This window comes from Metabacillus hrfriensis (assembly GCF_030127205.1).
Taxonomy (GTDB): domain Bacteria; phylum Bacillota; class Bacilli; order Bacillales; family Bacillaceae; genus Bacillus_P; species Bacillus_P dongyingensis.
Map to the genome: position 1 here is coordinate 3,056,017 of NZ_CP126116.1, position 22,598 is coordinate 3,078,614.

20 protein-coding genes are annotated in these 22,598 nt (G+C 39.2%); all 20 read right to left on the minus strand.

The features are described 5' to 3' along the window. Nucleotides 1–46 precede the first annotated feature (46 nt). The gene (locus QLQ22_RS15055) at nt 47–688 is read right to left on the minus strand and encodes a response regulator (RefSeq protein ID WP_284015092.1); all 642 of its coding nucleotides are present in this window, start codon (nt 686–688) and stop codon (nt 47–49) included. After that, nucleotides 663–2,519, minus strand: coding sequence for a GAF domain-containing sensor histidine kinase (locus QLQ22_RS15060; RefSeq protein WP_284015093.1), 1,857 nt, complete (start codon nt 2,517–2,519; stop codon nt 663–665). The genes QLQ22_RS15055 and QLQ22_RS15060 overlap by 26 nt, the downstream gene beginning before the upstream one ends. A 493-nt stretch (nt 2,520–3,012) precedes the next feature. After that, nucleotides 3,013–3,564 carry a GNAT family N-acetyltransferase gene (locus tag QLQ22_RS15065; protein WP_223435801.1) on the minus strand — a complete coding sequence of 184 codons (552 nt, stop codon included), beginning with the start codon at nt 3,562–3,564 and terminating at the stop codon, nt 3,013–3,015. A gap of 46 nt (nt 3,565–3,610) precedes the next feature. Further along, on the minus strand, nt 3,611–4,132 hold the full coding sequence (locus QLQ22_RS15070; protein ID WP_284015094.1) for a P-loop NTPase family protein: 522 nt from the start codon (nt 4,130–4,132) through the stop codon (nt 3,611–3,613). A 591-nt stretch (nt 4,133–4,723) separates the two neighbouring features. After that, nucleotides 4,724–5,614: a Vgb family protein gene (locus QLQ22_RS15075; RefSeq protein ID WP_284015095.1), complete on the minus strand. Its 891-nt coding sequence runs from the start codon at nt 5,612–5,614 to the stop codon at nt 4,724–4,726. Nucleotides 5,615–5,917: 303 nt separating this feature from the next. Beyond that, nucleotides 5,918–6,700: a sugar phosphate isomerase/epimerase family protein gene (locus QLQ22_RS15080; RefSeq protein WP_284015096.1), complete on the minus strand. Its 783-nt coding sequence runs from the start codon at nt 6,698–6,700 to the stop codon at nt 5,918–5,920. Between the two features lie 144 nt (nt 6,701–6,844). Further along, nucleotides 6,845–7,921: a Gfo/Idh/MocA family protein gene (locus QLQ22_RS15085; protein WP_284015097.1), complete on the minus strand. Its 1,077-nt coding sequence runs from the start codon at nt 7,919–7,921 to the stop codon at nt 6,845–6,847. A gap of 24 nt (nt 7,922–7,945) precedes the next feature. Next, complete coding sequence (locus QLQ22_RS15090; RefSeq protein WP_284015098.1) at nt 7,946–8,566, minus strand: ThuA domain-containing protein; 621 nt, start codon at nt 8,564–8,566, stop codon at nt 7,946–7,948. A gap of 1 nt (nt 8,567) precedes the next feature. Continuing rightward, a complete protein-coding gene (locus tag QLQ22_RS15095; RefSeq protein ID WP_284015099.1) occupies nt 8,568–9,557 on the minus strand; it encodes an ROK family protein in 990 nt (329 codons plus the stop codon). Beyond that, entirely contained in the window at nt 9,554–10,192 is a 639-nt protein-coding gene (locus tag QLQ22_RS15100; RefSeq protein ID WP_284015100.1) for a D-sedoheptulose-7-phosphate isomerase, read from the minus strand. Before QLQ22_RS15100 ends, QLQ22_RS15095 begins: the two co-directional genes overlap by 4 nt. A 15-nt stretch (nt 10,193–10,207) precedes the next feature. Then, a complete protein-coding gene (locus tag QLQ22_RS15105) occupies nt 10,208–10,999 on the minus strand; it encodes a DeoR/GlpR family DNA-binding transcription regulator (protein ID WP_284015101.1) in 792 nt (263 codons plus the stop codon). A 37-nt stretch (nt 11,000–11,036) separates the two neighbouring features. Further along, nucleotides 11,037–12,323 (minus strand): four-carbon acid sugar kinase family protein, encoded by a 1,287-nt coding sequence (locus QLQ22_RS15110; protein ID WP_284015102.1) that lies wholly within the window; start codon nt 12,321–12,323, stop codon nt 11,037–11,039. Then, nucleotides 12,320–12,979 (minus strand): class II aldolase/adducin family protein, encoded by a 660-nt coding sequence (locus QLQ22_RS15115; protein ID WP_284015103.1) that lies wholly within the window; start codon nt 12,977–12,979, stop codon nt 12,320–12,322. Before QLQ22_RS15115 ends, QLQ22_RS15110 begins: the two co-directional genes overlap by 4 nt. A 55-nt stretch (nt 12,980–13,034) precedes the next feature. Beyond that, the gene (locus QLQ22_RS15120; protein WP_284015104.1) at nt 13,035–15,500 is read right to left on the minus strand and encodes an alpha-mannosidase; all 2,466 of its coding nucleotides are present in this window, start codon (nt 15,498–15,500) and stop codon (nt 13,035–13,037) included. A 1-nt stretch (nt 15,501) separates the two neighbouring features. Then, a complete protein-coding gene (locus QLQ22_RS15125) occupies nt 15,502–17,319 on the minus strand; it encodes an MBL fold metallo-hydrolase (RefSeq protein ID WP_284015105.1) in 1,818 nt (605 codons plus the stop codon). Between the two features lie 220 nt (nt 17,320–17,539). Continuing rightward, nucleotides 17,540–18,454 carry a class II fructose-bisphosphate aldolase gene (locus tag QLQ22_RS15130; RefSeq protein ID WP_284015106.1) on the minus strand — a complete coding sequence of 305 codons (915 nt, stop codon included), beginning with the start codon at nt 18,452–18,454 and terminating at the stop codon, nt 17,540–17,542. A gap of 3 nt (nt 18,455–18,457) precedes the next feature. After that, complete coding sequence (locus tag QLQ22_RS15135; protein WP_284015107.1) at nt 18,458–19,969, minus strand: FGGY-family carbohydrate kinase; 1,512 nt, start codon at nt 19,967–19,969, stop codon at nt 18,458–18,460. Continuing rightward, on the minus strand, nt 19,970–20,635 hold the full coding sequence (locus QLQ22_RS15140; RefSeq protein ID WP_284015108.1) for an aspartate/glutamate racemase family protein: 666 nt from the start codon (nt 20,633–20,635) through the stop codon (nt 19,970–19,972). Between the two features lie 85 nt (nt 20,636–20,720). Further along, nucleotides 20,721–21,596, minus strand: a complete 876-nt coding sequence (locus QLQ22_RS15145) for a carbohydrate ABC transporter permease (protein ID WP_284015109.1) — start codon at nt 21,594–21,596, stop codon at nt 20,721–20,723. Beyond that, the gene (locus QLQ22_RS15150) at nt 21,593–22,486 is read right to left on the minus strand and encodes a carbohydrate ABC transporter permease (protein WP_284015110.1); all 894 of its coding nucleotides are present in this window, start codon (nt 22,484–22,486) and stop codon (nt 21,593–21,595) included. Before QLQ22_RS15150 ends, QLQ22_RS15145 begins: the two co-directional genes overlap by 4 nt. Nucleotides 22,487–22,598 lie beyond the last annotated feature (112 nt).

Genomic DNA, 22,598 nt, shown 5'->3' on the forward strand with positions numbered 1-22,598 from the left:
AAAACAAAAGAACTATCCGCACCTTGTGCAGGCGCAGGATAGTTCTTTAAGAAAAAGGAACAAGTTGATTTCGAACGGCATAAATGACTGCTTGGGAACGGCTTTTCACATTCAGCTTTTTGAAAATCTTATTGATGTGGATTTTAACGGTCTTGTCACTGATAAATAGGGCTTCAGCAATTTCTTTATTACTAAGACCTTTGACCAATTCAAACAGGATTTCTTTTTCACGCTTTGTCAGCATATTTTCGTTTGGTTCTGATTTCGTGTGCTGGTGATGATACGTAATCAGTTTTTTCGTCATGCGCGGATGAATAACAGAATCTCCTTGTGACACCATTCGGATGGCTGCCACCACTTGATCAGATGATGAATCCTTCAATAGATATCCGTCTGCACCCGCCCGAAGCGCTTCCATCAAATATTCATCATCCTCAAACATAGTCAATACGAGAACACGGCAGTTTGGATACTTACTTTTCACCTGTGAGGTTACCTCAATTCCATTTTTTCCAGGGAGATTGATGTCCATCAAAATACAATCAGGTCGTAACTCTTCTACTTTCTTCAACACCTCATCCCCTGAAACAGCTTCTCCTACGACTCGGATATCGAATTCTAGATCTAATATACTCCGAATTCCATCACGCAAGACAGTATGATCATCCACTAATAATATTTGAATCATGATACTCTTCCCTCTTTTCCGAATCTGGAATTAACAATGTTATTTCTGTACCTTTTCCTGCTGAACTATCAATCTGAAGGGTTGCACCCAGCTGTTCAGCTTGTTCATTCATATGCAAGATGCCATAATGGGGCTCATGCTTCGTTTTAATCATAGATTCAAAAAGGGAAAAGCCAATCCCGTTGTCCTTCACCTTTAATAGTACATGTTCACGTTGATAGCTTAAAAGAATGTCAACTTTGTCCGCCTTTGCATGCTTAACAATGTTCTGCAAGCTTTCCTGTAAAGTATCGAAAATGACTCGTTCTTTTGAAAAACTGAGTGTTCGTGAACGGCCCCTTTCATGATATTTAATGGCCAGATCATATTCTTGTTTAATGGATTGAATTTTATTGTCAATTGCTTGTTTTAGCCCTAATCTTTGGGTAGGATATGGCTTTAAAGCATAGATAGAATACCGAACTTCCCCTAAACTCTTCCGTAATTTTTTTATGCTTTTGTCTACCACTTGCTCCATGTTTCCTGATTGATCTTTGGACTGTTTCTGAGCTGATTCCAGATGAAATATGACCCCAGCTAATACTTGTGCGATTCCATCGTGGATTTCACGGGCTAATCGATTTCTTTCTTCCAGAATAATTCGTTTTTCCTGTTCGGAGACGAGCGACCGTGTTTTAAGCAAGCTGCCCAAATGATTGGCAAACGTAGCTAAAGACTGTATATCTTCGGTAATAAAACTCGCCCCCCTGCTTTTGCCTGCAACAAACATTCCAACCAACTCATGATTGACTTTTAGAGGTAAGTAGACGAGGGAGCGTATAACATCTTCAAATATTTCATCTCCTGGAGCCATCCCCGTTTTCCAATTAGTTACAACAAAGGTTTGAGCTATCTCCTCAAAATTCTGCAGATCAAACGAACTTGAAATATTGGAATGTACTTTTCCATCCTTTAATAGAAGCTGCCAGTTCCCTTCATCTTTTGCCCATAAAGCATATGCTTGTATTCCCAAGAATCCTTTAAGTGATTGTTTCATCTGATGTAAGTTTCCGGCAGACAGCCCATGGCTCAACTCCGTCGTAATAGAAAAAAGGTTATATAATCGTTCTTTTTCAATCCGTATTTGCCTGGAGAAAGAACTAATGATGCAAATGGCTACAAGCGGGAAAAAGAAGAACAGAACAGTAATTCCATCCATCTCTCCGTGATATCGATGATCTAAGATATATATAAGATAGGCGTAGAATAAACAAAAACTTGCACTCAAAAATACTAAAATATTTTTCTTGTGCCATTGTTCTCGCGTGTATGGCTGAGGAAGAAGCACCATTAAAAGATCGTAAGAAAGGGTATTGATAGAGCAAAAGAATACGGTAAATAAAAGCAAGCTTATTAAATCTTCATATAAAACAGGCAGGTTCATCTCCGTAATAAAAAAAGAAATACATTGGTTTGACAACCACTCTGCTAGAGTGATACTTAGAGCTAATTGAGTACTATTAAATAGTGTTCTTTGCATGGGCAAACGGCGAAGGGTATGAGTAAATACCATTGCACACACACAAGCAATGACAGTTATATGTATCCCAAACTCCCAATTCATTGGATAAATGAGCGTAAGGCTGAGCGTGATTCCTCCTCTCCCAATGCGGATAGGAAAATACTCAATAATCCCTATAAACACAGCCAATAGGAAAAGGATTATGGGTTCAGAAGTCTTTTCACTCATAAATATGGAAGTAATAACAGCTATTAAACCGAGAAAAGAAATAGAATAAATATAAAAACTTGCAAAATGTTCTCTCATAGAAATAGAATCTATCTTTTCCAAAGCGCCACCTACCTTTATCTCATAGAATCTATAATCACACTATTATTATCTAATAAAAAACCGGCACTGGCAAAATGGAAAATGTCCCACTAGCCAATCACCGGCTGTGCACTAACCTTAAATGGTAAGACACAATATTATTATAATACTTAATGCTTCATTTGCCTGTTCACCAAATGTTGTAATTATAAATGTTTTTTTGTCTAGACTATATAGAACAAAAGATATATACGGATTCCAGACTGCCTTTCAGACAGTTTTCCATTAAAGATTACGATGAAATAGAATATTAAATTAAAAATAATCAAAAGTTCAGCTAATGATAAATCTATATTAAAATAAAGGGCTGACTGAAAGTGATAAACTATACAGCCAGTCCCCTTTTTAAGGATCATTGCAACCTCAAAAAACACAACTGAGAATTCATACTCCTCTTTACCCTTGCATTATTCTTTTTCCGGCAAAGGAATGATTTTTAAAAATTCTCGTTTGTCTAACTAAACTTCAGATCTTCTTTTATGATTGAATACATATATAAATCATCAAATTTACCGCAAGTATACTCATAATGTCTCAGCAAGCCCTCTCTTTTAAACCTTTGCTTTTCTACTAATTTTTGTGATGGGAGATTAGCAGGTTCAATTAAAGCCTCAATTCTTTCTAGCTGAAAGTGATGATAACCATACTTCACAACAGCTTCCAATGCTTCACCGGCTATCCCATTTCCCCAGAATTCTTTGCTTAATTCAAAACCTACTTCAGTCCGGAAATGTTTGGAAGCCATATTAAGAAAACCACAGCTTCCGATAACCTTACCTGAATTTTTAAGTGTGATTCCCCATCTAATTCCTGTGCCATCTTCGTATATAGATTGATACCAATTTATTTCATCTAAAACGTCTTTAACTGTTTTGCAAGGTGCTAGTCCTATATGTTTGACAACATCATAATCAGATAGATAGTGAAACATATCGTCAGCATCCTCTGATGTTACGGCTCTTAGGATTAATCTTGCTGTTTCTATTATTGGAAATTCTTTTTCCATTGATTTCCCTCCTCAAACCATGTTCTTGATATCCCATTTAGATATTTCAATGCGATAAAGTTTCTAAATAAGAGCGGATCTCTTTCTTATTCTTCAGCATGATTATGTTTTTTTGAGAACCCGTTACTTTGAAAGCTTGAAGCCTGGTTTCCATCTTTTTCTTACGGGGATAGTAAGTGGTACAGATGAACTTAAGAAATTGGAAGTCTAATTTTTCCTTGCACCCTTCCCCCATGTCAGGTCTCGTTTTCCCAATGTTTTGAATCCAGCGCTTGAACACTCGATACAAACATACAATTAAGGGAAGCTCCAGATATATAATCGTATCTGCATTCTGCACTCTAATATCATATGTATTACTATAATTGCCCTCTATAATCCATTGATCTAGAGAGACAATTTTTTGCTGATCATCTGCAAACTCTTCTAATGAAGCTTCTTCCCATTCTGGTTTCCAATATAAAGCATCCAAATGGTAGACAGAGATTTCTAATAATTCTCCTAACCTGCGTGCAAATGTAGACTTCCCTACCCCTGCTGATACTCCCATAACCATAATGCGGTTCATTTTACAAATCAGCTCCCTTCGTTTCCTGCTTCAAGGAATGTGCCCGTTAGTTTTATGAGGATCATTGTATTTTAGTTTGATAGTCTTAAACTGTTCACTTTTTAATTCTGCCGATTTCCAATATTATAACTTTTATAAAGAGATTATATATCAAAATTTACAAATATAAGTAGATAAAGAGTGGCATCTCTCTGATTTCAATCGCACTTAGTATCTATTTTCAATCTCAAAACAGAGCTTTGTATTAAGATCAATCAACATTAACTGGCTAACCATACAATGAAATCTGCATACAAAAAGAGCACAATCCTAATTATTGGAAAGCGCCGATAATAGCATATCAATATAAAATTGTATTTCCGAAAGTAACTTTCTTATTAATAAATGCTCCCGGTACAAGAAAATTAGAATCTCCCATTTATCATAAAAAAGCTTTATTCCATATACAGTTCTTCAAGAATAATCTCCACTTATAATAGGAGGCTTTGTAATAGATTGTTTATTTAATATAATATGTTTATTACTGGGTATCCTTCTTGTGGATTAGGTCCTTGCTGGTTTTTGGTTTCATAAATACTGCTCATTTCGATCTCATTCACTCAAATTCAGTTTACCAATTTTGTTGCATTCTAACGCAACCCATACGGAACCGTCTTCCCCAAATGCAATACCATGCGGCTCTGCATTTTCTGTTTGAATTTGATATTCATGAATCGTTTGGTCACTTGTGATTCTGCCGATTTTATTTGCACCCCATTCAGTGAACCATATTTCGGAATCTTTTCCCTTGGTTATTGCGTGTGGGCGTGCGTTTGGAGTTGGAATATCATATTCGCTAATCACCCCAGAAGTAGTAATGCGACCTATTTTGTTGCCCATAATTTCGGCAAACCAGAGTGCACCATCGTTACCACTAGTAATTCCCACTGGCCCTGCTGCTTGTGTAGGCAGAGGGTATTCAGTTAACTCTCCAGTTTCAGTTATTCTTCCAATAGCATTATTTTGGTTTTCTGTGAACCATAGTGCGTTATCTGAACCTAAAGTAATATAAGAAGGAAAGGAACCCTTATTTGGAAGATCATATTCATGAATATCACCTTCAGTGGTCAATTTGCCTATACGATTCCCGCTCAATTGGGTAAACCAAATATCACCATTTGAGCCTTCAGTTATTCCATAAGGAGCTGAATCCGCCTGTGGCAGCGGGTATTCAATAAAAATACCTGATGTTGTAAGCCTTCCTATTTTATTGGCTCCATTCTCTGTAAACCATATGTCGCCCTTGGAAGATATAGTTAAACACATAACTTTAGCATCTGGAGTAGGAACTTTATACTCTTTTACCTTACCACTTTCATCTAGACAGCTGATTTTGTTTGCTTTATGTTGTGTAAACCATACCTTTCCGTCTAGTGTTGAATCTATACCGTACGGACCTGAATCGGGAATTGATAAATTAAATTCTCTAATATCAAATTTCATTTAAATCCCTCCATCAATCATTTTTTAACCAAAAAACTCCTATGCCCATTTTCTGAGATAGGAGGTAGTGCAGTTCATGTTACAGACTAAAAACAGGCTTATTTATCCAATGCCTTTTTAGACTGTATAAAGTACATTACAATAAACCTATCCCAGAAAAATAGGTGCAGCTTCGTTAATAAGTGTTACGTTTATAACACTGATGTAATAAACAAGATGAATTTATTCTCAGATGAATAATGTGAGTCATAAAGAGGCTTGAATTCTGCGTCACATCATATATTAAATGAGAATTTATACAGCTTACTGATAGCTTTTGTTTTTACTGATCAAATCTATCATTTCATTTACTCTTTCTGAATTTATTCTCAAGGCTTCAAACGGATCTATTTCAAATTCTTCTTGTTCCACGATAAACCATTCGACACCGAATTTTGTTCCAGTTTGCAGGAATTCAAGAATGTCTAATTCTCCGTTCCCAATTTCCGTACTTACCTTCTTTCCATCTGCGATTTTCATGTCTTTCAAATGCAATGTTACACACTGATTTTGATAGTCTGAAAGAATTTTAACAGGATCATATCCTGAAAAGGCTGCCCAAAAGCCGTCCAGCTCGATTTTCACGAGAGAAGGATCTACATTCTCAAATAATAGGTCAAATCCTGTTTTTCCATCAAAAACGTCAAATTCAAATTCATGGTTATGGTATCCAAAAGTAAATCCCAAGTTCTTGCACTTTTCCCCTATCTGATTAAATAATTCTGCCGCTTTCTTATAGTCATCAGCATTCTTTCTCATTTCTTCTGGAAGACCAGGACAGATAATAAGCTTATTACCAATAAATTCATGATATTCTGCAGTCTTTTCAAATTCACCATTTATTAACTGTTTAATATTGACGTGAGCACCTGCACTTTTAAGTCCATTATGATCCATCGCTCTTTTCAGATCCTGAACGGGCGTATTATAAAAACCTGCAAACTGAACGCCTTCATACCCTAACTCAGCGACCTTTGATAACGTTTGCAAAAAATCTTTTTCTGCTTCTCTCCAGACCGAAAACATTTGTAATCCTAATTTCCCCATAAAAATCCTCCATTCCAATAATCAGATTTAGTTTTTTCTCAATTTCTCATCTCAAGTCTAATGACGAGTTTAACATTCTCAATTTTCTGTTGAATCATAAAGTGCATGAATGACTTACAGTAATAAAAGAAAAAAAAATCGACTTTAAAATTCTGTGTTCGGTTCTAATGATTTAGGTCTTTCGGGTTTAAAAAACGGTAAATAATGCGTACCATTGATTGAAGAAAGATGAAATCCGTGCATGATATCAAGTACATGATAGGTTAATTGGCCGCTTGCTCTATGCTGAGTGCCGCTTTTAATAGAATCTGCCATTTCAGCTACCCCAATGCCTCTGCTATTTCCTGTATAATTGTGCGTAAGTGAATACTCTTTCCATTCTGTTTCTCCCTGTTTCTTTATTCTTACAGGGCCGCCAAACGTATTGGGATCTGGAACACTCATTGTTCCTGTTTCGCCGTATATCTCAATAAACGGCAGATTTGCTCCCCATACGTCGAAACTTGTAATAATAGTCCCCACAGCCCCATTTTCAAAATCAAGGACTCCGGATACATGTGTTGGAACCTCTACAGGTATTTTTCGTCCATCCTTTGTTTCTCTTTCCAGAAATGAAGTGCTTGTTGATCCTGTAACTCTTCTAACAGGACCAATCAATGAGACAAGCGCAGTTAAATAATAGGGACCCATATCAAACATAGGACCACCGCCTTGCTGATAATAAAAATCAGGATTCGGATGCCAGCTTTCATGGCCGTGGCACATCATAAAAGCAGTAGCTGCAACTGGTTTACCAATCTCTCCATCATCTATTAATTTTCGGCAGGTTTGCAGACCGCCCCCTAAGAATGTGTCTGGTGCGCCGCCAAGCAGTAACCCTTTTTTCTCAGCCAAATCAAGCATTTTTTTACCATCTTCAAGGGATACCGCAAGAGGTTTCTCCACATATACGTGTTTTCCTGCCTCAAGTGACGCTATACAAACCTCTGCGTGTGCCGCAGGTATGGTTAAGTTAATGATCATTTGAACTTCTGTATCTGATAATATCTCATCAACATGATACGCTCTTTTTATGTTATATAACTTTGCTTTTTGTTTCGCTTTTTCAACATCAAGATCCGCACAAGCGATAACTTCCAATGACTTATAGCTTGAGCAGTTTTTGAAATAAATATCACTAATATTTCCGCATCCGATAATACCGACTTTCACTTTTTCCATATATCTCTCCACCTTTCACTGAGATTATTTTGCTGCCCAAGCCATTCCTTGACTCATCATCTTCTTCATTTCCGGACGCTCCACAAGATTGATAGAATGCCCCAATGCACAATAGAAGACTCGTCCTTCTCCATATTGTTTCGTCCATGCAACTGGCATCTTTACCTGTTCCGTGTTTGTATAGGCTAAAACATCGATTACAGGGTCAACATGCATATAATACAGCTCGGATTTTACGGTGAAATCCTTCATTCCTTCTGTAACAGGGTGAGCCGGATCCACTTGCACGGTATACTCCTCAGCGTCCCCGCCTGGATGTGCTACAAATTGTCCTCCAACCATAAATTGATAATCTGCTGCATTTCGGAATGCATCCCCCATTCCGCCATGCAGCCCAGCTAGTCCCACACCACTTTTGATAGTGTTTAATAAAGATTGAAGCTGTTCTTGGGTAATCTCACCCATCGTCCAATTTGGAACGATAAGATTTAATTCCAGTAACTTTTCTTCATCTAAAAGAGTGTCTAAAGAAGTTGTTATTTCAACTTCAAACTCATTTTCTCTTAAATAGGCTGCAAGAATCTCTGATATTTCTTTTGGCTTGTGTCCACTCCAGCCACCGGATACAATTAGCGCTTTTTTCATTTTATCCCTCACTTCCCTTTGTATTGTTTTCAAGCAGATGTAAGGCAACAGAAAGACTGGCATAATCACCAACATTTTCACCAAGACCAGCAGGCACAATCTCGCAAACAGCTAATGATTGAGGCAATGCCTCTTTTTTAATGGTTTCAATCGTTACGGGCTCTAAGAGGGATTGTTGCCGGCCGTATATGCTGCCGATTACGATTCGCTCTGGATTTAATAGATCAACTAAAAGTGCTAATCCCTGCCCAAGCTTATAGCCAACGGTCTTAAATATCTCCAACGCAAGCGGGTCACCTTCTTGCGCTGCCTCTCCGACCATTTTTGCAGTAATGTGGGGGATGTCTTGCAATGCAGGACAAAAAAGCGGGTGGTTTCCCTCGTTGATCCATTCAACGGCTTTTGCACGAGCCAACTTCACAATTCCGCCGCCGCTGCAAAAACCCTCAAAAGATCCTGCTTTACCAAAGCCAATTGGCCCGTTCTGTTCTAAACGAAAATGACCCACCTCACCTGCCATGTCGTTCGTTCCAGTATACAGATTGCCATTTAAGATTAATCCTGCTCCCATACCTGTTCCGAAAGTGAGGAAAATCATATTTTCACATCCTTTTCCTGCACCCCACTTCCATTCCGCCAGTCCACAGGCATTGGCATCATTCTGCAAACCTACGGGTACGGAAAATCTATTTTTTATTGGACTTACAATATCAATTTCATCCCAATTCGGTAAGTTAGGAGGGGAGAGAATATATCCCCTTTTACTGTCGAGCGGACCGCCGCAGCTGATCCCAATGGCTTCAGCTGACTTCAATTTCAAAGTAATTAAAAGTTCCTCAAATTTACTGATCATAAGTTCAATTGCCGTTTTGGGATCTTGGGGTGTTGGAAATTGTTCCTTACCCAGTATTGCAATTGATTCATTGGACCATTTCCCGACCGAGACGGCACATTTTGTTCCACCAATATCAAAGCCTGCTAAAATGGTCATTTCTCAAAAAACTCCTTTTCAAGCATGATGCATAACGCATGATAAATGGGGATATGGTGCTCTTGGATTTCTGGTGTATTTTTATAGGGGACAGTAATTAATGCATCGCATAACGGAGCCATTAACCCGCCGCCTTCACCTGTAAACCCTATCGTTTTTAGCCCTTTGGCGCGTGCCACTTTTAGAGCATGAATCACATTTGTTGAATTCCCGGAAGTGCTTAACCCAATAACAACATCGCCTTCATTTCCATAGCCAAATACTTGCTGCGCAAATACCATATCTGCTGAAACATCATTAGCAAAAGCAGTTATTAAGGCAGAATGGCTAACTAGGGATACCGCAGGCAGTGCACCTTGCAGATGTTGGGACAAATATTCACTATCATCAGGGAAATATAGTTGAAGCTTCTTTTTAAACGCAGTTTCAATCGGCCTCTTCAGAAAGAACCCTTTCATTAGCTCGCCAACAATATGTTCGCAATCAGAGGCACTTCCCCCGTTTCCGCAAAGAAGCGTCTTTCCGCCATTCTTATATGACTCCTTTAAAATGGAATACGCTTTTTGAACCTCAGGGATGCAAGCAATAAGTTCTGAATGTTTATCTGCTAACCTATCAAGTGCGATTTCCATCATGTCATCCCCCATGTATTATTTTGCGATTAATGTAGATGCGATGATTACCTCGACACCAAAACTTTCAATTTCTTCTAAAATATGTTGGTCGGCCAAATCACTCGTAATCAAATAATCTACTTCCTCAAAGTTGCAAAACGACACTAGTCCAGTCTTTTGAAGCTTACTATGATCAGCCATCAAAACAATTTTTTGGCCCGCTGAAACCATAGCTTGTTTGATCTGTGCTTCATACAAATCCGAGCTCGTAAAACCTTGTCGAATCGAAATACCAGATGTTCCCAGAAAAACATAATCGGCATTATATTTTTGAATTTCACTTTGTGTTTGTGGTCCAATCATACTCTTGGAATTTCTCCTTAATTCCCCGCCTAGCATAAAAATTGAAGCACTCTGATTTACACTGCACTCCTCAATTACATTTAAAGCGTTTGTAATGACGGTCAAGTTGTTTATCTCGTGAAGATGTCTGGCCATACACCAGGTGGTAGATCCAGCATCCAGGATAATAATTTGACCCTCTTGAATGAGCTGTGCTGCTCTTTTCCCTATGGCATCTTTCTCTTTAAAGTACTGAAGTTCCCTAAGCTCAACAGGTAATATGATATCTTGTGTTTTATGCAGATCTTCCATTAAAATGGCCCCACCATAATTCTTTTGAACCAAGCCATCTTTCTCGAGCTGAATCAGGTCTCTTCGAATCGTTTCTTCAGAGACTTGAAATTCATGAACTAATTCGGTAACTTTAACACTTCTTTTCTTCATTAAAATTTCTCTAATCTTATTTCTTCGCTCGATGACAATCATTTTTCCATTCCCGCCTTTTGAACTGATATTGGACATATTATTGGCCCTTTAAATGAGCTATGGCTTGTTCAAAAAAGTTTGGTTTCCCAAAGCTCCCTGATTTAAGAACAAGAAGTAAAGGGGGCTCAGATAGAGAAATACATGATGGGAGACCTGGGCCGATCTCCTTCCATACTCTCATTCCACGGATGCCTAATTTACTGCAGACTGCAGCCGATGTATCGCCACCTGCCACAAGCAATCGGTTTTGACCTGTATTCTTTAGGATCAAATCAGTTATTTCAGCGATCGTACTTGACACAAATTGCGATATTTCCTTATTTGAAATTCCTTTATTTAACGCTAGGTCTTTCGTTTGCTGAACGGTTTTTGCATCATTTGATGTATGAAGGAATACGTCTGAACCTTCGTTTAAATTCCTGATAACTTTTGAAGCCAACTCTTGAATAACCTGTTCTCGGTTTCTTTCTAGGAGATCTAATGTATCTAATTCTAAAACTATTGAACCTTTGTTTTTCATATATTGAATCTGTTCGATCGTTTGTGGCATCAGACTTCCAGCAACACTAAACAAACCTTTATCATTTACAAACGGCGGGAGGATATCAAGATGTTTGGAAGTGTTCTTGGACTCAGATGCTATCGACAGTTCCTCTGCTAATGCTGAGCTTCCGCACAACACCCTTACATCATCAACAGCACTCGCAATCGTACGAAGATCATTTTGATCCATGACATCTAATAAGACGTATTGATATTCTTTTTTTAATGATACTAACTGTAACTTCAGAGCATCTTTTCCCTTTTTAATCACGTCATGATGAATAAGACTCACCTTTCGTTTTGTTTGACTCTGTAGAATATCTACTAAATTCGATTGGTCCATTGGATGCATGGGATCATTGCGAAACTCTGAATTCTCCAGTTTTTTTCCATGTACAAAATGAATTCCGTTAAGTGTTTTTCTTTCATTTTTCGGGAATCCGAGCACAACAACGGCAAATTCTTCTTCTAGAGCATCCAGCATGGCGTCAAATTCCACACCAATGTTTCCACGGAATACAGAGCATGTTTTGTTATAAAAACGATCCGCTCCTGCATGTTGCAGATCCTTTGTAGCCTTAAATACTTTTTCATAAGCCGCCTCTGGATGGTCAAATCGAGAGTTCGTTTCTAAAATAATGACTTCAGGCTGTTCTTCAAGCTTTTTGGCAACAGATTGAAAGTCATCATGGCTGAAAACAGCAGTTAAATAATCCAATTTGGCAAACATGATCCCTATATCATTTGCTCCTGTTATGTCATCAGCAACTACACCAATCATTCGTCCTCCCACTTCCTCCTATGTTTATAACCGGAATGATGAAGAAAATCCTTTATGGTGTTCTTCGGTAAAGGGTTTAAGGAGATTCTTTCATTCCTTGCTGTGATGAGCATTCTGCAATTCATCTCAAGAGTTTCAAGTGCCATTCTTGCTTCTTGGATACTTGTGTCAAAAATAAGAACACCATGATTTTCTAACAACAGAATGTTTGTATAAGATGCTTTTTCCCTCACAGCTTCAGCTAACTGGTCCGAACCCGGATGATGGTAAGGAACGCGTTCAATCCGTTCTAGGTAGTACATAGATTCAACGAAAAGATCGTTTGCTATTTCTATATCCGAGCAAGCAGCCAATGTACTATAAAAAGGAGAAGCATGAAGGATTGCATTTATTTCAGGCCGCTCTTCATATACAGCTCGGTGCATGGGCAATTCCTTCGAAGGTTTCCGCTCATACTGCCCGTTTCCATACAAAGAACAATCAACAAAATCTAACTCTCCTAGTTCACCAAGATAGGTTCCACTCGCTGAAATCAAGAAGGAATCTTTTGAGGACCGCGCACTAATATTTCCAGCTGTTCCCCAGGCAAGGTTATTTTCCATCATGTATCGGCCTGCTTGCTGTAATTGTTCACGTATTTGATTTGTTTTCAGCATTCCCCAGCTCCTCCCTTTCATCTCTTTGAGTTTCATCTCTTTGAGTTTCATCACATTACTCCGTCCACTCCAAGAGGTTTGTCTCAATTACAGGTTGATTCCGATCTTTTGGTATACGGAATGTTTTGATTTCACAGGGCTTAAACCCAGTTACAATGGTGCGATTCCATTTTGGCAATTCAATTTTTGCCTCTGCAGCACGATTTGTGCTCTCATAGCAGCGAATAATAATATCATCATTTTCCTCTGCCTTTTTAATAACACTAACAATGACATTATCAACATCGACAGAAAGGAATGAATCTTTTTGCGGAAGAACTCCACTATGATAGGTTTCAATAATACTTGTCGGTTTTTGATTTAATTCAGCAGCTCGCTGTACAGTTCCTGCCGTTTCCCAGTTCCCTTCATGCGGAAACAAAGAATACGTAAACTTTTGAATACCTTGGTCAATAAAAGAATAATGCCCCTCTTCTTGTGGGATCAGTGGATCATGATGTGCATAAATTGGGCTCCTGAGAACGGTAATACTCATTTCTTTATTATGAATATCAAAGCTGTATTTTCCATCATTCAATAAACTAAGACCATACATTTCACCTGTTGGCTGATGTGTACCGGAGAGATCGATCCAGCTTTGACCAGGTTCCTCTTCCCCGTTACATTCTCTTACAATGTGACCGTATGGAATTTCATACGTTCCTTTTCGAAACACCAAATTTACAGGGAATTTTAATTTCAGCATTTTAAATTGCTCCTGCCAATTTAACGTGACAGATACATCAATTTGATTCTTTTCTCGGTACATTACAAAATCTTGAATCAAAGTTGATTTCCCATATTCACTTACTACCCGAATCACAGATTTAACAGGACCATGTTCCACACGCTGTACACTTTTCGCTGTAAACACACCAATCTCCTCTTTATACTGTAGAACGTTATGTGACCACGTATCACTCTTATCATTGATCACAACCGGTCTTGCAGCTGGACCATCCAGCAGCTCCAGGTTCTTGTTCTTATCATAGAGACTTGTAACAAAACCAGTCTTGGGATCAATTTCAACTCTATAATTCTCATTTTCTAGTAAATGATCATTCGCTTTAATCGTTGGGAACGTGTGCTCAGAGTTTTGTTTCACAATCTTGTATACACGGTATCCCAATGGCGGAAGATCGGCCATAAAGCTTATACGATACCGTCCGCCAGAAGTTGCCCAAGACTGAACGGTCTGCATAGCCACCTGATTTCTTTCATCATCGACCAATATATCCGTTGGTTTTAACCCGCCAACTTCAAGTTCCACGTTTACTTTGCTGCTCCAAGAATGCGGATTAAAGACGACAATTGGTTTCATCCCTTCTTCTTCTTCAATATTAATGCGCCAGGATAGGGACTGAATGGCATAGTTTAGGCCGCGGCTGACAATGGACATTGCTTCTCCATGCATATTACGGGCATCTTCATATGCTGCTTCAAGACTTGTTCCTGCCAAAATATCGTGAAATTGATTAAAAAGGACATTTTTCCATGCGAGATTATAATCAAATGGATACTTCTGGCCTGTAGTCCAGTTTGCAATTGCAGAAAATTTTTCAGCTGAGGATAAAAGATTTTCAGCTTCACGGTTCCACTTCTTGATTCCGGAGTGTACCGCATAACAACCACTTGCATGATGTTGAAAGTCGTCATGTACGATTGGGAATGGCAAGTTTTTCTCCAATACTTCTTCGAAAAATCGATTAGGGGTGCTCAAAACAAGTTTTGGAAAATCTGAATCATCATTTAACCTGCTAATGCTTTCAATATTTTCCTTAGTAGGGCCGCCGCCGTGATTCCCAACCCCATAAAAACACATTAAATCATTAAAAGGAGCTCTTATTTCCCCTGCAGTTCGCCGAACATGCTGATCTAACTCTTTTCCCCATGTGCAGTATTCAAACGGTATCCGATACGTCAACACCCTTGATCCATCATCTGATTCCCACCAAAACAATCGATTTGGAAGACCCTTTTCTTGAGGTGACGGCCTCATAAAGATATATTGATCCATTCCGCTTTTTTTCAAAATTTGCGGCAGCATGCCATGATGACCAAAACTGTCAACGTTATACCCAACTTTTGCTGTCACACCGAACTTCTCTTTAAAATAATGCTGTCCGTATAAACCTTGACGTACAAACGATTCGCCACCAGGAATATTACAGTCAGGTTGAACCCACCAGCCGCCTACAATCTCCCATCGACCTTGTTTGATTCGTTCTTTTATCTCCTCAAACATTTCTGGTTCATTGTTTTCAATCCATTCATAGTTAGCCGCAGAACTAGAAGTAAAAACAAAATCGTCATATTCTTTCATCCGATCAAGAGCAGAACGAAAGGTTGCTTTTGTTTCTTGAAATCCCTCTTGCCATTGCCATAGCCAAACAGGATCTAAGTGGGCATTACCAATCATGTGTAAGGTTTGATCTTTTGTTTTCAACGCTTGTTTCTTTTTTTCTAATGTAAGTTCTTTCACGTTAAATACCTCCTTTATTTCTACTCTTATTACTTACTGTAACGAGCGCTTCAGCCAGCTGTCCAAAACGTGTATGTCCTATTGTTACATCTGCTGCAATCCTGGCTCTTCGTATTTCAATATCTGACGGCGGAGTGATTACGGCCGAAATAACTTTACTTTCCAAGCTGCCTAACTTAATTAAAGTATCTTGGTTTTGAACATCCCAGCTTTCCGGTACGACGACTTTTACCATGGCCTCATTTTCAGAAGAAAAAGGATTCTGAATTTCAATTTTCACATTAAACGGCTTCCCGCTTTGTGCAGCAGTTTGATATGGAGTGATTTTCGCACCAATTCCTCCCGCCCCCAAATTTACTGCATCTAGCGGCAGCAATTCTTTATGAAGCCGTTCTAGAGCCTGGCCCTTTTCTAAAATTTGATCCAAAAACACCTTTGTAACAAAAATAGGATCCGAATGACCTGAAATCAGAAGGTCTGGTTGAATGTTACGGTAAAGTTCTGCACTATGGCGATAGTCCCCTATTCGAAACCCATTCTGATAAACATAATTCAAATCATCGCCAGCATACTGATCTCCCATTGCTAATACTCGTTTTCCATCTACTTCAAAGACGATTGCAACAGCGTACAGTGTGTGGCCTGACTGCTCATAAAGGTTAAATTCGTATTCTTCCCACTCTATCGTGGTTTGAAGCGGCAGAATTTTATCCACTTTAATGGGATCATGCCAAAGACAAGGAAGATCATAGTTTTTTGGATTTTCTAAGATGGAAGAAAAGTTTTCAGGACACCAAATACTTGTCCCCTCTACATCGCGCAATACGTTCATTCCCGCAACATGATCGTCGTGATAATGGGTCGGAATGGCTGCATCTATTTTATCAATGCCGTAATCTTCCTTAAGCATTTGTATCGTATATGCCCAAGGTCTTCTTGCCGCTCGGTCACTGCCTGATGCGATTCCGCCGATAAAGTCATAGCCAAAATCAATCACTAATGCTTTTCCGCTATCCGATAAAAGAACGTAAGAATTAGCGAGGCTTGTTCGATTCTTCAGTAAGTGCGGGGTGATGTTCTCGTATGGTTTATTTCTTAACTCAAAGAGCCTTGGATTTTGCTTTCGATAGCGCAATAGTTCCCGAAATCGGTCTACGAGTTGTTCAATTGCTGTTTCAGGATGCAAAATAACATCTCCGTGAGACGGAAGTAAAACATCTGGTGCTTTGTCTTTCAGATCTAATAAAGATAAGATACTTAAAGGAACTCCCTCTGCTCCGTTATACGACCATTGAGTCGCTGCCATCGACCACACCTTTCCAGGAGCAGTGATTAAATCACCCGTAAATGCGAGCTTTGTTCCATTTATTTCGGTTAGAACACTTATCGAACCTGTCGTGTGACCAGGCGTAGGTAAAATAGTAAAATCATATCCGCCGAAATGCAGTGCAGAGTAATCCTTTAAGATTCCCGTAATAGAGACAGAGTTTAAAAGGGAGAATCGATCTTGCCTCATGTTGTAGTTGTTATCGACTTCACGAGCTTGCCAATGCTCATCTGCATTTGTAAATAAGTATTGTTCAGTTTCTGGGACCCATACTTGAATACCCATATGATTTGCCCGATGTAAGCCTTGTCCCTGATCTCGGTGATGATGAGTCATAAGAACATCGGTTACTCGGTCTACCTCAATAGAAGCTAATGAATCCAGCACATCCCCGCTGCCAAAATCAATCAATACGGCATTTCTATCATTTTTAATAACATATACATTACAGATATCCTGATAGAGGTATACGTTCTCAAATACTTTTATCAAAGAATCACCTCTTTCTACTAAAAGTAATAAAAGGGGAATTATACAATAGAACCCTTTTTTTCTTCCGCTTTTAGAAGCGTGTACGTAATCAATGGATTCAGCCATAAATTATAATCAGGTCATTTCGTTCAGGAGGTGTGTAAAACGCTTCATAAAAATCTTCGCTTACACCTCGTATTTGAAATGGAGATAGCATTCATCGATAAATTTCCTTCCTTTTTTATAAAAAATCGAGGGCTTTCTTATTGCTTCCAAGGAAGTTTTCAATTTTATCAATGACTGTTGCTTCGACTGCTTTTCTGGCGATATTTAACTCCTTATCAGAAAGTGATCTACATTCGGCATTCGTCATCCGCTCTTGCCTGCCAAGCGCCTCTAATAATGCGACTTCCAAATCGGTTGCAATATTCACTTTGCTGATCCCGCCATTCCGAAGATTTGTTGCTTTTTGAATCATTTCTGCTGGAACTCCTGATCCACCGTGCAAAACGAGATGAACCGGGGTTAATGCCCGTATTGCCTGCAGCCGGTCATAGTCAACTTTTGGCTTTCTTACCAGGTAAACACCATGGGCAGTTCCAACGGATACCGCTAATGCGTCTGCTTTCGTTTCATTAACAAAACGTTCGGCCTCAAGGGGATCGGTATACAGCTCTTCATCCGAATCTGTCTCTACGAAATCTGTTGTACCAATCTTGCCAAGTTCTGCTTCAACAGAAACCCCTTGCATATGAGCATAGTCAGCCGCTTCTTTACTGATTGCAATGTTCTCTTCAAGGGGTTTTTCTGAAGCATCAATCATAACGGATGTAAACCCTGCTTTAATGGCCTCTTTAATAATTGATAGGTCTTTTGTGTGATCTAAATGCAGAACCACTGGAACAGTGATCTTTTCAGTTTCAACCGCTTTATAAAATTCGCCAGCAAATTCAGAGGGTGAGATTCCGTATCTCTCCATTTCTTTTTGAGAAATTTGAACAATCAAAGGGGATTGTGTTTTTTCACCTGCTGACAAAACAGGTCTGATCATATCCGTATACCTAGGGGCAAACGAACCAACTGCATATCCACCCTTTTCAGCTTTCTCCAACATCTTTTTTAAGGTTAAAACATTGTTTGCATCTTTTGTTTTCACTTGTCACTCATCTCCTAAGGATATGTTTTGCGAATATGTTCTTATTAATTTTTGCAGGCTTATATATCCATTTCTATACAAGTCTTGATAGATAATATGATGTTCAACGTTTGGGGAAATTTCATTGCCGTTTTTAGGCTTACTACTTGAAACTCCTTCTTTTTCATCTGCATATATTCCACATCCAATAGCTGCTGTTAATGCAGCACCTAATAACGTTGCCTCTGTTTCTTCTGGTATGAATAGACGACATCTGGAGACATCTGATTTGATTTGCATCCAGTGAAGATTTTTAGTTCCTCCTCCGACAACAACCATTCGGTCTATCTGTAATCCTGTAACATTCGCAGCAGTTTCACGAACCCATTCCATTTCGAAAGCTGTGCCTTCTAATACCGCTTTTAATAAATCATGCCTTTTATGTTTTGCTTCAAGTCCAATAAACGCACCTTTTACATGAGGATCAGGATTAGGCGCTCCGCTTCCTGTTAAATAAGGAAAGTAAAGAATTCCTGTAGGTCCTTTTTTTGCTTTGCTTAATAACTTCTGAATTGCATTATAAGTAATGGGTTCTTCCCCAAGCTGTGATCTCACCCATTCAATCGATCCACCAGAATTGGGAAGTCCCCCCATCCAAAACATTCGATTTTTTGCTACATGACACCCAAATGATAGCCCGGATATGTATTCCCTTTCACCTAACTTCTGTTCATAAAGCGTGCCTACTATCGTTTCTGCTGTTCCAATTGAGTCAAAAACCACACCTGGCTCAACCGCTCCCACCGCTAATGCTGCACAAACATGATCGTGTCCCGATACGGCAACAGGAATTCCCTTTACTAGTCCAATGCTCTCCAGATCACTTGATTGAATTTCTCCAAGCTTTACTCCGCTTGGGCTTACGCCTGGAAATACGTTTTCATCTAAACCCAGGGAACGAACCCACGGGATATCCCAAACCTTTTGATCGATTCTAAAAGCAAACGTTCTTGCGGCTAATGTATAATCTGTTCCATATTTACCTGTCAATTTATAAGCGATATAATCGGCAGCTGAGAGCCAGACGGCGTCTTTTATTACATCGGGATCTTTGTTTTTCAACCACAATAATTTGGCTAAACCGTATTTATAACTATTATGCAAGCCAGTTGCCTGAAATCGTTCAAAGAGATCCGCCCCCTGCTCAATGAATTGAGCTTCTATCATAGACCTGCTGTCAAACCATGGAATGAAATCCGTTTTGGGCTTCCCGGTATTTCGATCAACCAACAGTCCTGTTTCAGCCATACTTGTAACGCCAATAACCATTATTTTTTCATTTGTATTTTCTGTCACTTCTTTTATCGCTGAAGCTACTGTTTCCCAAAGTTCCGCAGGTTTGTAAGCAGCTTGGCCTTCAGAATTATAGTGGGTGATGGTTTGGCGTTTTGCGATTTTGAGACTCACTCCATCAGAATTGAACAGCCCCGCTTTGCAATGTGTTGTGCCAATATCAATGCCAAGAAGACTCGCCATTTAAGCAAGCCCTTCTATGATTTTTTTAACCCGCTCCATCCCAAGCTCAGGACTCGTTAGAAACATATCTTGCTGTTTTAAAGGAAGTTTTGTGACTACCCGTGCCATTGAAGCTTGGGCTAATACAACAATATCTGCCTCAGATGCAAGTTTTGTTAAGGCCACAGCAAGAATGGCATCATGACTTTCCTTGTCGCCGCTTATTAAATGCTGGTAGGCTTCTTCAGCAAGGACGGCTTGAATTTCCACATTTTTGTTACACTCACCTGCTTTTTCTTTAATGAGCTTTACAGTAGGTTTCAATGTGGTAGAGAGGGTTGCGATAACTCCAATTCTTTTCCCGTGGTTGATTGCTTCTTCTGCCATGGCTTCATCAATTCTTACAACGGGGACCTTTACGTGTTCATTTGCTTTTGTAACGATCTCCCCGACAGATGAGCAGGCGTTTAAAATGATTGATGCCCCTGCTTGTTCAGCATACCTCGCATATTGAATCAGCCTTTCCTCTACCTCTTCAAGCATCCCTCCGTTTTTTGCTAACTGCGGGAGGATCGAATCATCAACAAAATTAATCACATCATAGCTTGGCAAAAAATCTCCGGCTAGCTTTTTTAATGGTTCCACTGTTAGAGGCGTTGTGTGAATAATTGCAAGTGTATTACCCATGTTTATTCCGACTCTCCATTCTACTGGCTTTTAAAAACAGTCCATTCTATAAAATAAGTAAAAATCCTATTATTTCAAAATCGGTTTACCCTTTAGACCCTGCGGTTAAATTCATACCTTCAATAAAGTAACGCTGGAAAATAAAGAATAAGACAATTACCGGAAGTAATACCATCAAGGACCCGGCCATTAGAAGGTTCCACTGGGTTGCATTTTGTCCTTTAAATACTTGGAGACCCAGTTGCAAGGTATACATTGTTTCGTCATTTAAAAATAAAAGCGGACCTAAGAAGTCATTCCATGCTCCATTAAAAGAAAAAATGGCAACAGTTGCGATTGCTGGCATTGCAAGAGGAATAAATATCTTCCACCAAATATATAAGTGGTTGGCACCATCGATTTTTGCTGCTTCAATCAGCTCGTTCGGTATTGTTAAAAAGAACTGCCGCAACAAAAAGATGTTAAAGGCACTTCCAAAAAAGGCTGGAACAATAAGAGGCAGGTATGTATTCAGCCAGCCTAGCTTTGCATAAAGAACATATTGCGGGACCAATGTTACAAATCCCGGAATCATCATAGTGGCAAGAACGATTGCAAACAAAACATTTCGGCCCTTAAAATGGATTCTGGCAAAACCATAGGCAATAAATGAGTTTGAAAGCACATTCCCAATTACCACAAAAAATGTAATAAATAAGGTATTAAAGGTATATCTAAGAAAAGGACCTGCCTGCAGTGCATCTATATAGTTCTCCCAATGCCATTCTTTCGGTATAAAGGTTGGCGGATATGTCATAATTTCTTCCATACTCTTTAGTGAGGTAGCAATCATCCACCAGATAGGAGATAAAATCAGGAGACTTCCCAAAATTAATATGATGGCGACAAACGTTTTGACCATTCTTCTTTTGAATGTAACACTTTTAAAATAGTTGTTTTTCTGTTGAATCACGGCACTCATTTTCGATCCTCCCCATCATAGTGCACCCAGCGCGGAGCAAGTTTTATATTGATTACAGTTAAGACTAGAATAATAAGGAACAAGATCCATGACATTGCCATGGCATATCCCATGTCGAATACTTCAAACGCTTTATTCCACATATGAAGGTTATAGAATAATAGTGAATTAGCCGGACCGCCATTTCCGCTGTCACTCATTACGTACGCCTCTTGAAAGACTTGGAAACCTCCAATGAAACTTGTCACAAGATCAAAGAAAATGATCGGTGTTATCATTGGCAGGGTAATGTGAAAAAACCTTCGAAAAGCATTGGCGCCGTCGATTTCAGCAGCTTCATATAACGATTTGGATACTCCCTGGAGACTTGCTAAATAAAGAAGCATCCCTCCGCCTAAGCTCCACAATTTCATAAAGATAAGTGCTGGTTTAGTCCATGCCGGATCTGCCAGCCATGCAGGTCCCTCAATACCAAACCACGATAGCAGGATATTAACTAATCCTGAAGAAGGGCTTAAAAGCTGCATCCATAGCAAGTACACGCCAACTCCTGATAATACTGCGGGGAGATAATAGATCGTTCTGAATAACCTTGTACCCGGTATATTCTGATTTAAAAGTACAGCCAGCAAGACCGCTCCGGCCGTTGTTAACGGTACCGAGATTGCAACGTAATACAATGTATTCCAAAGGGAAGTCCAAACGAGCCCATCATTTTTAAACATTCGAATATAATTATCCAAGCCGATGAAATTTAAATTTGATGTAATATTAAAATTCGTAAAACTGCCATATAAAGAAAATAGCAATGGACCGGCAGTCAGGAATAAAAATCCAATCAGCCAAGGGGCTATAAACATGTAACCTTGTAGACTTTCTTTTTGTTTCATCGAATATGCTCGCTTTGGCTTCTTCAAAGCTGGCTTATTTTGTAAGTTTTTTTCTGTATTTGAGTACATCTAGCTCAGCCCTTTCCTCAAGAAGGTGGTTAAACTATTAGGG

Bases quoted from the DNA above. Each gene is read 5' to 3' on its own strand.
- QLQ22_RS15070 (WP_284015094.1), bottom strand. From the start codon at position 4,132: ATGAACCGCATTATGGTTATGGGAGTATCAGCAGGGGTAGGGAAGTCT.
- QLQ22_RS15085 (WP_284015097.1), bottom strand. From the start codon at position 7,921: ATGGAAAAAGTGAAAGTCGGTATTATCGGATGCGGAAATATTAGTGAT.
- QLQ22_RS15105 (WP_284015101.1), bottom strand. From the start codon at position 10,999: ATGATTGTCATCGAGCGAAGAAATAAGATTAGAGAAATTTTAATGAAG.
- QLQ22_RS15115 (WP_284015103.1), bottom strand. From the start codon at position 12,979: ATGCTGAAAACAAATCAAATACGTGAACAATTACAGCAAGCAGGCCGA.
- QLQ22_RS15065 (WP_223435801.1), bottom strand. From the start codon at position 3,564: ATGGAAAAAGAATTTCCAATAATAGAAACAGCAAGATTAATCCTAAGA.
- QLQ22_RS15100 (WP_284015100.1), bottom strand. From the start codon at position 10,192: ATGATGGAAATCGCACTTGATAGGTTAGCAGATAAACATTCAGAACTT.
- QLQ22_RS15075 (WP_284015095.1), bottom strand. From the start codon at position 5,614: ATGAAATTTGATATTAGAGAATTTAATTTATCAATTCCCGATTCAGGT.
- QLQ22_RS15055 (WP_284015092.1), bottom strand. From the start codon at position 688: ATGATTCAAATATTATTAGTGGATGATCATACTGTCTTGCGTGATGGA.
- QLQ22_RS15090 (WP_284015098.1), bottom strand. From the start codon at position 8,566: ATGAAAAAAGCGCTAATTGTATCCGGTGGCTGGAGTGGACACAAGCCA.
- QLQ22_RS15110 (WP_284015102.1), bottom strand. From the start codon at position 12,323: ATGATTGGTGTAGTTGCTGATGACATAACAGGAGCAAATGATATAGGG.
- QLQ22_RS15150 (WP_284015110.1), bottom strand. From the start codon at position 22,486: ATGAAACAAAAAGAAAGTCTACAAGGTTACATGTTTATAGCCCCTTGG.
- QLQ22_RS15095 (WP_284015099.1), bottom strand. From the start codon at position 9,557: ATGACCATTTTAGCAGGCTTTGATATTGGTGGAACAAAATGTGCCGTC.
- QLQ22_RS15140 (WP_284015108.1), bottom strand. From the start codon at position 20,635: ATGGGTAATACACTTGCAATTATTCACACAACGCCTCTAACAGTGGAA.
- QLQ22_RS15080 (WP_284015096.1), bottom strand. From the start codon at position 6,700: ATGGGGAAATTAGGATTACAAATGTTTTCGGTCTGGAGAGAAGCAGAA.
- QLQ22_RS15135 (WP_284015107.1), bottom strand. From the start codon at position 19,969: ATGGCGAGTCTTCTTGGCATTGATATTGGCACAACACATTGCAAAGCG.
- QLQ22_RS15145 (WP_284015109.1), bottom strand. From the start codon at position 21,596: ATGAGTGCCGTGATTCAACAGAAAAACAACTATTTTAAAAGTGTTACA.